The organism is Frankia sp. CcI156 (assembly GCF_001983015.1).
Lineage (GTDB): Bacteria > Actinomycetota > Actinomycetes > Frankiales > Frankiaceae > Frankia > Frankia casuarinae.
Window position 1 is genome coordinate 1 of sequence record NZ_MOMD01000094.1, and the last position, 9,626, is coordinate 9,626.

General features: G+C 65.1%; 12 protein-coding genes. 5 read left to right on the forward strand and 7 right to left on the reverse strand.

The features are described from left to right. Positions 1–758: 758 nt before the first annotated feature. From CcI156_RS22775 to CcI156_RS22785, 3 genes are all read left to right on the forward strand, one after another. Positions 759–1,028 (forward strand): type II toxin-antitoxin system Phd/YefM family antitoxin, encoded by a 270-nt coding sequence (locus CcI156_RS22775; RefSeq protein ID WP_011434617.1) that lies wholly within the window; start codon positions 759–761, stop codon positions 1,026–1,028. Next, the gene (locus tag CcI156_RS22780) at positions 1,012–1,485 is read left to right on the forward strand and encodes a type II toxin-antitoxin system VapC family toxin (protein ID WP_011434616.1); all 474 of its coding nucleotides are present in this window, start codon (positions 1,012–1,014) and stop codon (positions 1,483–1,485) included. Before CcI156_RS22775 ends, CcI156_RS22780 begins: the two co-directional genes overlap by 17 nt. Positions 1,486–1,794: 309 nt before the next feature. Further along, complete coding sequence (locus tag CcI156_RS22785) at positions 1,795–2,436, forward strand: hypothetical protein (RefSeq protein WP_011434615.1); 642 nt, start codon at positions 1,795–1,797, stop codon at positions 2,434–2,436. A gap of 243 nt (positions 2,437–2,679) precedes the next feature. Here the strand turns inward: CcI156_RS22785 and CcI156_RS22790 are convergent, their stop codons facing one another. The 7 genes from CcI156_RS22790 to CcI156_RS22820 all read right to left on the reverse strand — a co-directional run bounded on the left by CcI156_RS22790 (position 2,680) and on the right by CcI156_RS22820 (position 7,981). Further along, positions 2,680–2,859: a hypothetical protein gene (locus CcI156_RS22790; protein ID WP_023842169.1), complete on the reverse strand. Its 180-nt coding sequence runs from the start codon at positions 2,857–2,859 to the stop codon at positions 2,680–2,682. 494 nt (positions 2,860–3,353) lie between these two features. After that, a complete protein-coding gene (locus CcI156_RS22795) occupies positions 3,354–5,051 on the reverse strand; it encodes an FtsK/SpoIIIE domain-containing protein (RefSeq protein ID WP_076808125.1) in 1,698 nt (565 codons plus the stop codon). Positions 5,052–5,332: 281 nt separating this feature from the next. Further along, complete coding sequence (locus tag CcI156_RS22805) at positions 5,333–5,620, reverse strand: hypothetical protein (protein ID WP_076808129.1); 288 nt, start codon at positions 5,618–5,620, stop codon at positions 5,333–5,335. Positions 5,621–5,809: 189 nt separating this feature from the next. Further along, entirely contained in the window at positions 5,810–6,019 is a 210-nt protein-coding gene (locus CcI156_RS22810) for a hypothetical protein (RefSeq protein WP_076808132.1), read from the reverse strand. A 529-nt stretch (positions 6,020–6,548) separates the two neighbouring features. Further along, positions 6,549–6,761 (reverse strand): hypothetical protein, encoded by a 213-nt coding sequence (locus CcI156_RS25275; protein WP_134352052.1) that lies wholly within the window; start codon positions 6,759–6,761, stop codon positions 6,549–6,551. A gap of 661 nt (positions 6,762–7,422) precedes the next feature. Continuing rightward, on the reverse strand, positions 7,423–7,650 hold the full coding sequence (locus CcI156_RS22815; protein WP_023842163.1) for a hypothetical protein: 228 nt from the start codon (positions 7,648–7,650) through the stop codon (positions 7,423–7,425). 28 nt (positions 7,651–7,678) lie between these two features. Beyond that, positions 7,679–7,981 (reverse strand): hypothetical protein, encoded by a 303-nt coding sequence (locus CcI156_RS22820; protein ID WP_023842162.1) that lies wholly within the window; start codon positions 7,979–7,981, stop codon positions 7,679–7,681. Between the two features lie 351 nt (positions 7,982–8,332). Between CcI156_RS22820 and CcI156_RS25280 the strand changes: the two genes are divergently transcribed. Both CcI156_RS25280 and CcI156_RS22830 read left to right on the forward strand, forming a co-directional pair. After that, on the forward strand, positions 8,333–8,875 hold the full coding sequence (locus tag CcI156_RS25280; protein ID WP_139341579.1) for a hypothetical protein: 543 nt from the start codon (positions 8,333–8,335) through the stop codon (positions 8,873–8,875). 3 nt (positions 8,876–8,878) lie between these two features. Further along, the gene (locus CcI156_RS22830; protein ID WP_011434606.1) at positions 8,879–9,349 is read left to right on the forward strand and encodes an NUDIX hydrolase; all 471 of its coding nucleotides are present in this window, start codon (positions 8,879–8,881) and stop codon (positions 9,347–9,349) included. Positions 9,350–9,626 lie beyond the last annotated feature (277 nt).

A 9,626-nucleotide genomic window follows, 5' to 3' on the forward strand; every position in this document is an offset into this window, starting at 1 on the left:
CCGCTCACAAGGCGAACGAGGATTCGCGGTCCTCAAGAACTGGCACATATTCGACCGTTTCCGTGGCTGCCCACGCCGCGTCGGCACCTTCGCCCAGGCCGCCCTCGTCCTCGCCACCGAGGGCCTTTAGGAAAACCAACTTTGAAATGGCTCACTGACCTACGGGCTCGCAGGCACCACAGAGGGACGACGTCGGACCGGACGGCACCAACATCCTCATCAGGACAGGGTGCCGGCGCAAGCCGGCATGATCACTGACCTGGACCAGACCGCGTCCCTCCAAGATCCGCGCGGTGAGCTTGTGGCTCTGGTCGRGCCAATCTCGCGGCGGGCATCCGTCGCCAATCCAGCGGAGAACCGCGAGCTGGCGCTCGTTGGGTTTGGTTGGACGCGACACAGGACCACCTCACGGCGTCCGGCAAATTGGGCGGAATCAGGTAGATGAGTAGCTCACAGCAGCATCGCTGACGCGCAAACTACTCGGCCTCATCCGGATAGCCGGATCGTGGGGCCGCCGAATGCAGGAAGGACCTGACGCGGCAGGTAATGGGAATCGTCGAATCGTCGAAGCCGCGTATGACGACGATCATCCAGGCGCCCGGCGGATCCGCAATATTCTTGAGCGCTGCGGATAGCGTCTTTCGTGCAGGAGGCGACCGCAGGCACACGGCGGTATGGCGAAGCCGGGCGGTCAACATCGCCTGGCCAGACTCTGGATCTTCGTCGCGGCACGCTGTAGCACCGGGTGCTACGCTGGCATGGTGAGCACTCCTGAGATCACGCAGCGGGACCTGCGGTCGAGGTCGCGGGAGATCATGGACGCCGTCGAGCATGGGCAGTCGTTCACGGTCACTCGGGATGGTCACCAGATCGGGCAGCTCGTCCCGATCCGGCGCCGGCGCCGGTTCGTCTCGCGGCAGGAGTTCGCCGCGATGTCACGCAACGCACCTGACACCGGCCTGGAGGCGTTCCGCGCCGACCAGGAGGCCGCRGCCGACCACGAGGCGACGGATGCCTATGACCAGTGAGCCCGTCCGGCAGGGCCTGYTGGATACCAACATCCTGATCCTGCGCCGCTGGGTGAACGTGGCCGAGCTTCCGGACGAGATGGCGATCAGCGTGGTGACGCTGGCGGAGCTGTCCGCCGGGCCACACCAGGTGCGGCGTAACGACGAGCAGGACCTGTACGACGAGCATGAGGAACGGGCACGGCGGATGGAGATCCTCCAACGTGCCGAGAACGAGTTCGATCCGATCCCGTTCGACGCCGAGGCGGCGCGGGTCTACGGCCGGCTGACCGCGGCCGTCGTCGCCGCGGGCCGCAAACCGCGCCGCCGGACCGCGGACCTGATGATCGCCGCCACGGCGGTCGCGGAGGACCTTCCACTGTTCACCACCAACCCCGGCGACTACACCGGCCTGGAACGGCTCCTACGCACGGTCCCCGTCACGAGGCCGCCATTGCCCCACGAGAGGAAGCCCTAACCCAGCCGGGGCGGCGAGGCTGCTGCCATACGTCGATGGCGGACGTTTTCGGGTGTCACGGGCCGCACCCCGATCTGGCCAGCCGGATCCGGGAACCCCAGACCGACCATGACGACACGATCAACCCGGTAAGCCCAGCGCGACAGTCTGGGGCGCCGCAGCGATCATGGGGAGGTGTAGCAACGGGTGTAGCAACAGAGGCAACCGACCACGCACGTCGACGGCCTTCCACTTCCGTTCCCGACCGCCGGGAACGACGCGCCGACCGTCCCGGACGGTCCCCTCGCGTCCGGCGGGTGGGTGCCGACCGTGCCGCATGCGGGGCGCACCGATCCCTCGCAGGATGCGACGCGCGGACCGCGTGCCCGCCACGACCGGGCGTCGGTTCCGGCGTTCTGGACGGTGGTGGACGGGCGGGTGGTTGCCGGCCCGTGGGCGGACCGGTATGACGCAGTCCGGGCGGGGGATGACCATCCCGGTAGCGCCGTCGGCTACGGGGTGGTAGCGGCGGACGGGACGCTGACGAGCCGTTCCGCACCGGATGATCTCGCGTTTAATCGCCTGTGGTCCGAACAGGTCGCGCGGCTCACCGATGACCATGGGGGGAGGGTGCGCGCGACCCGGGACGCTACCGCGCTGCTCACGGTGCGGGTAGCGCGTGCGCTCGTGCTGGCGGGGGTGCCGGTGGCGGACACTACCGGGCGGGAGGCAACCGGCGGGGTCCTGCTTGTCCCGGTGCGCACGGGTGCGTACCGGGGGGTGGCGTTGGGGTGGGCTACCCATCCCCGGATGGCCACCATCCCCACGGCGAATCGGCCCGTCCCGGCCGGGGTGGGTGATGTGCTGACCTACGCGGTAGCGGCCACGCTCGACGCGCTGGGGTTCACCGTGCGCTACGGCAGGCAGACACGGGCGCATCTGGTCACGGCCGGACCGGGGGACGCGCGATGAGCGACGTGCCGACGTGTGAGACACCCCGTTGTGCCGCACCCGCACTGGTGATCGTCTCCGATGGGAGAGAAACGGCGTTGGCGTGCGCCCTATGCCACGAGGCCATGTTGCGGGCCAGCGGCGGAGTGATCCGTGGCATCGGTCTCGTCCCCCGGACCCCACGCCCGTAGCCGCTTGCTAGACGCTTACAGGAACAGGCCCCCCGCACCGGATACGGTGCGGGGGGCCTGCCGCATGTTGGGGTCAGTCGGTGGGGGGTGGGTCGGGGGGTCGGGGGCGTGGATGGTCCCGCATGGTGGCGAGCAGCACCGCGAGGGCGTTGATCTGTTCATCGGTCAGTGGGGGCATCGCCCATACGGCGCGGCGGATCGCCGTGTGTTCGTCGTCCGGTTCGTCGGCAGGGTGGTCCGGCGTGCTGGTCATCGCGGCTCCCTGACCCCCCGCCGGTCGTCACGTGACGACCGGAGGGGGGTTGCGGTTGCGCCGGGTGGGGGTCGGCGGGGGTGGTTCGGGACGGTCGCGTGGCACCCGGGGGTGGACGGCTACCGCGACCGTGCTGTGTTTGTTCAGATCACCGGGGGTGCGCGGGGTGCGGGCATGGGGTGTTGCCGCTACCTGGTCGCGGGCGTGGTGCTAGCGGGCGGCGTTCCCGGGGTTGGGTGCGGTGTGGCGGGGGTGGTCGCTGCGCGGGCGTGCGCGGTGTGGGTGTGGGTGTGCCCTACCCGCGTGTAGGGGTGCGGGGTGGGTCCGCCCGGTGATGTGACTGTCTGTGGCGATGTGCCGTGGTGTGCACGGGTGGGGGTGTGTGGGTGCCTACGCGCGTAGGCGCGCACGCACGCGCGCGCGTAGGGCCGTGCATGCACGCCGGGGTGCACGGCGTTGCACGGGGGTGTGCACGGCGGTTCCGTGACGGTGGGTCATGGGCGGTGGGGGGTGGCGTGCCAACGGCCGGGCGCGGCCTGGCRCACCTTGCCGGCTTCCTGGAGCTGCTGTAGGGCATAGTACACCCATCGACGGGACCGGCCGGTGGCGGTCACCAGGTCGGGCACGCTGGCGCCGTCCGGTGTTGCCGTGAGGGCAGTCCACAGGGCACTGTTGGGGTCGGGGTTATGGTCCGTGTGCGGCCCGTCCGACCGGGCGGGTAGAGCCGGTGGCGTGGGATAGCGGCTGGTGATATCCGCCACGGTGTCGTCGTCTAGCAGGTAGGCACGGTGGGGTGTGGGCGTGGTGTGGTCGGGGTCAAGGATGAGGAACACGCCGGGAAGGGTGAAGGCGTCGGTTCGCCAACCACTTTTGTAGGCGCCTGCGCCGAGGATGAGGTCTGTGTCGGCGMGTTCCCGGACTCGCAGCGCTATCCGGACGTCCATCTGGCTACGGATAGCGCCGTTTCCCGTCGCGTCTTGGGTTGGTCGTTGCGTGGCAGCGATGAGCGTGACCGCGACTGCGCGGCCGAGACGGGCCAGGGAATCAGCTATGTCCAGTGCTTCCGGGGGGAGTTCCGCGAATTCGTCGACCAAGATCGCGAGTGCTGGGCGTTCCCGGGTGGGGTTCCAGGTCCTTTCCCCGCGCTGTGCTTGCTCGCGGGTGCGCCGGTTCAGTTCTTCCCATGCGGCGGTGAAGAGGGTTAGGGCATCGTCCGGTGTGGTCGCGAGCCTGCCGAGTGATTGCGCCCACGGGCCGAGTTCCATGCCGCCTTTCAGGTCCACTCCCCAGACGGTCACATCGTCTGCGGGAATGAGCCCGGCGAGGATCGTGTTCACCAGGCCCGATTTCCCCGCGCCGACGACGCCACCGATGAGGACATGGCRGCGGAGGAGAAGAACGGTTACGGCCGTGCCATCCTCGGAAACGCCGATAGCAATCGGTTTGGTGATCGTCGCGGGGTGGTCGTGTCCGGGCCAGGGGTTCGGGCGTGCCAGAGGATCGGTTTCTGTCACTCGGACGATGACATGGTCTTCACGGTCGGGATCGGCGGTCACCCGTACCGAGTTTGGCCGGACACCGAGCATGGAGGCTATTTCGTCGCTCCGGGCGATGGCGCTACGGGCGGACATGCCACGGCGTAGCGCCACTCGCGCGGTATATCCCCACGCATCTACTATCGCGGACATCACCCGTGAACCGGAAAGCCCCGCGTTTTCGGCGAGGACAGGCCACGCCTGCATGGTGCGCTCGACCCGGACCCGTTCACGTCGGCGCCGATGTKCCCACCATGGGATAGCGGCCACAGTGCCGGCTGTGACGAGCAGGGTGGGAAGGGGTGGGTGGCCAGGGCTGAGAATCGCGGCGGCTGACCACCATCCGGACGCGAGGATGGCCACGGTCACGGCGTAGGCGCGTTCGATCCGGCGCGGCATCCTGCGTGCTACCACACACGCCGTAGCCAGGCTGAACAGGGTCATCAGCACCACGGCACCGGCGCCCCACGCCCGGTGTGCCACCGTGGCGGACACCGCCAGGAACAGAGCGATATAGAACGGGAGAAATTCGCTGCGGAACCGCCAGAAGAAACCGGTGATACTGGTCACGGCCATCGGGCCGGAGTGGTTCTCCCGGAGTTTTCGTCGGGTGGAACGGCGCATGTAGCGGCGCATCCGCCGTATTTCCCGTGTCATCCGACGCTGATCGTTGGTGTGGGTTCGTGGCATGGCTTCTCTTCTCAGAGGAAAACGGGGGTGTCCGGAAGCCGGACACCTCCGCGCGGCCTACAGATGAATAGAGGAAAATATGCCGAAAATCTGGTTGAGAATGCCCTGAAACGTGTCCGAGAAATTGGACTGTGCGACGTAGAAACCGAGYGCGGCGCAGGCGAACGCTTGCCACGGGTTGAGGTYAAACGCGCGGATCATGACGATGACAACGATAAGAAGCAGGAAGAGAATGGAAAAGGGAATCATCAGTGGTTGGCCTCGTCTTCGTCATCGTCAAAGTTGGTGTCATAGGCGATGCCTGCCGCGAACAACCACAGATCCTGGGCGGTCAGCCATTCCGYGAGGGTCTTGTCCCGGTGGGCTTTCAGCAGGCTCTGTACGTACCGGATTGCTTCGATACCTTTTTCGTCCTGGCCCAGAATGTCCATGAAGATGTCGTGGAGGACTGCGCTTGCCGTATAGCCGTCCATATGGGTGTCGAAGGCGTCGGCCGCGCGCTTCTCAAGGACGGCGAGCTCGCGATCATCGAACACGGCAGTCACCTCGCGAAAGGGAAGGGAGAGGGGAGAAAGAAAACRCGGGAATGGCACGGCCAACCGGCGTCGGGCACGGCCGCGGGCGGTATTCATGCTGCAGGTTGTATCCGGCTAGGACGCCTAGCAGAAAAAGATCGGCGAGCCAGACTGCAAGGGCTGTCCAGAAGAGAACGCGGTGCATTCTGGTCACGGCTTGTGTGTCCACTTCGTAATAGCCCGCGCGGCCAGAAGAATGAAAATGATAGCGATGAAGTACTTGCCGTATCCGGGGGTGGATGTCGTGGCCGCCCACGAAAATGTCCAGAGGRCCAGGGAAACCGGCACGAACACCGCGAGGAAACGCCACAGCGGCACGGCCAGAACCAGCAGGAAAAGGAATAGAAGAAGTAGGAACACAGGAACTCCCGAGGGATGGGGGCAAGCCTTCGGGGCCGTTTCTGTCAGCCCCGCCGGACACCGCCCATGTTTCCCGATGAAAAGCCGCACCGCAGGTATTAGACCGGCAAATCCGGGGGGTATTAGTGGCTGGGAGCCGGAATTCCGGGGGACCGGACCCGGACCAAACCCGGAACGATCATCAGCGCGCGGACACCCCGGACTCAACCCTGACCAAACCCGGAAAAAACCCGGATGCGTGAGCGTGCGATCACTGGCCTGCTGTGTGCAGGCGCAACGGCGTATGCASGGGACGACGGGAAGACGGATCATGACGGGCGATGACCGCCAACGGCGACTCATAGAAGATCTTGGGAGGCTTGCCGATCACGGCGTCCGGGGTCCCGAAGACATCATCAACGCCGCGCCACGCCTGCTAGCCCTCGTGGCAGCGCAGGGAGGCGAGTGGGCGCGCGCGCGGGGGGTCGTGAGGCTGCTGCACGCGGCCACACAGGCACTCGGTCACCCACGCRGGTCAGCCCTGCGGGCACTACTCGCGCTGGACCCCGCGCCGCGTGGCATGGGAGTGCGGCTCACAAAAACGGAACGGCGCCACGCCGCCAGCGTCTACTACCGGATTGAGGGAGACACCTTCCGCAAGACACACGAGAAAAACCTGATAACCGCGCTCGCGATCGAAATCGACCACCGACTCACCACCGGGCATGACACCACACGCGGTGATCATGCCGGAGACGGGCACGGCCGMATGCCATCCACGCGTCCCGGACCCAAAAACCCACCGCCACCCGCAAGCACCTTCCGTCCCCTTGCAAAGAGGGAAGCAAAAGGAGGTCCGTGATGTTCAGCCGGTTCTACCAGGAGCCCGACGGAAAAATCCCCTGGTATTTTATCGCCGTAGTCGTCCTTTTCGTCGCCGTGCCGTCCGTTATCGCCGGAGCATGGCTAGGATGGCTCACCCGATAATATGTCCAGGCCTAATACGAGAGGCATAACACACTACCCAGTTGATTTCTAGGAGACCGCACGGACCGGGGCCGCCCGGGTTGGGGTCGCCCGTCGGACCGGGGCCGGCATGGGCCGGGGTCGCCCGTATCGCTATCGATGCAGGTCACAGCGGATGCACCGGACAAGACGACAGCGTGTGGCGCCGCTACGCTCCCACCCGCACCGCTACCGGCAGGCACCGCGCCACAGGCAGAGCCTCACTCCGATAGAGACGCGACGAGGCAGCTACTCTCTGTTGATCATCTGCTCTACCTCGTAGGTATCCGACAGCAGGTCGACGCGGGTCACAGTCGGATCTTCGACCAGCGCACGCCGGGCCGCGTCGGGAAGGTCCATCCYTCGGGCCTTCCACGCAGGAACGTAGTACAACGCTCCGGCCCTACCAGGCGCCGCGATCAGCCGGACGAACGGCATGAGCCCCGACTCACCTCACCCTGCCCCCGCGAGGCGGTATCGGCGACCGGCCGTTCACCATCGAAGATCTGCACCCGTTCGACCGCCGGAAGCATCCGCAGCAACCGCGAGGCCAGCGCCGGAAGGTCGGCGTTACGGAGCACGTCCGGACTCGCGATGGTTGCGGACGGCCCTCGATCATCCTCATAACGAACCAAGATCTTCAACATGGCGGAAGGTCCCTGATCGCAGCTGCGTTCAGCATCCCCCGCACTCCAAAGCAAGAAGATCGCGTGGCTTCTCCGCAACCAGAACGCGTGAGCCCGCGTCGTCCGTCAGCTCCACGGACGCCACCCCCGGTTCCTCCAGAGCCTCGCCCACGATCCGCCGCAGACCGGCCGCCACGACCGGAGCCCACTGCATGTAGGTCGTGGTCGGCGCGGCCCCCTTGTAAACGATCTTTATGTACGGCATCCCGTCCCCCTCGCGGCTCACATGGGTGTCCCCGGGCGCACCGGCATCGTCGGCGGCAGCACACCCGGGGACGTCTAGGTAGGGCACCCCGTCGTGTGTAGCCCAAGGTGACCCGAAGCGCCCTACGACAGAACATGACAGATAGCGAGGGACGCGGTCACCCCCCGCAAGGGACATGCTGGGACGTTCTAAGATCGAAACGTCCCATGCCCTCGGTCTCGGGAGCCGCAACGTGCCCAACGAAAGATTGCGAACCGCGCTCACTCGCCGTAGCTGGACACCGCCCACGCTCGGTGAGGCTCTGGGTGTCGACGCGAAAACGGTTGAACGATGGATCACGAAGGGGCGGACTCCGCACCGAACCACCGCGATGAAGGCCGCGCGACTACTCGGGGAGGAAGCGACTATCTATGGCCCAATGYGGGTAAGCGTGTCGCCATGGATGAACGACACGGCGAAGTCGTCACGGTCTACACGGAGCGAAGCGCCGTCCCGAATGCTCTGTGGCTCGCCCTTCTACAAGAAACTTCGAGCGTGCTCGATATCCTCGTCTATGCAGGTCTACACCTACCTGAAGCCAACCCGTYCTGGGTGCCGGAAATCCAGAGGCGTTGTGGCGATGGGGTGCAAGTACGCATCGCGTTCGGCGACCCCGAATCAGAGGAAGTGCGAACGCGCGGAGAGGAGGAAGGGGTTGGCGCTGGGATGGCTGCGCGCATTAGATATGCGCTCTCCTGGTATCAACCGATACTCGGAGTAGAAAACCTTCAGGTCCGCTTTCATGCAACGGTGCTGTATAATTCGATCATCCGATTCGACGATCAGATGTTGATCAATCCGCACATCTACAGCATGCCCGCATTCCGCGCCCCGATTGTCCATCTGCGTAAGATCGACGGCGGACCCCTGTTCGAGACCTACGCTGAATGTTTTGAGCGAATTTGGGCGCAGAGCCGAGTGCTGGAAAACAAGGAGGGGTGACMTGTGCCTCGTGTTGACTACTTGAACGATCCCGAAGCTCCAGCGGCTAACAGCATTGTTCCGGCTGTAAGTGCGATCGTTCCCGATAGCGAAGGACGGATTCTCCTGATCCGTCGTACCGACAACGGATATTGGGCCATCCCTGGCGGGGGTGTTGAGCCTGGCGAATCAGTCAGGCAGGCTACCGCGCGTGAAGTCATGGAAGAGACCGGGATATCCTGCGAAGTAACCGGAGTGGTTGGGATCTACTCCAATCCTGGYCACGTAGCGGCCTACGACAATGGCGAGGTGCGGCAACAATTCTCCATCTGTTTTCGAACCAGGATGACCGGTGGTGAACCTAGAACGAGTGACGAATCTTCACAGGTGAGGTTCGTAGCAATTAGCGATCTCCCTTCATATAAAATGCATCCGTCGATCCGACTGCGAGTTGATCATTATCTCGAAGAAAGGAGTGAACCGTATATTGGCTGATAGCTGGTAATATTAATAGGTCGACACGCTCGGCGAGGCCCGACGCTCGGCGAATCGTCGCAGGTCAGTGATCATGCCGGCTTGCGCCGGCACCCTGTCCTGATGAGGATGTTGGTGCCGTCCGGTCCGACGTCGTCCCTCTGTGGTGCCTGCGAGCCCGTAGGTCAGTGTGGCGCGGAGGTCCTGAGGAATCCTGTCCTGCTGCCACGAGCGCGTACCTCAGAATCTTTGATGACAGGCCCTCCCCGGGCGGTCCGTGTGGATCACTGATCGTAAG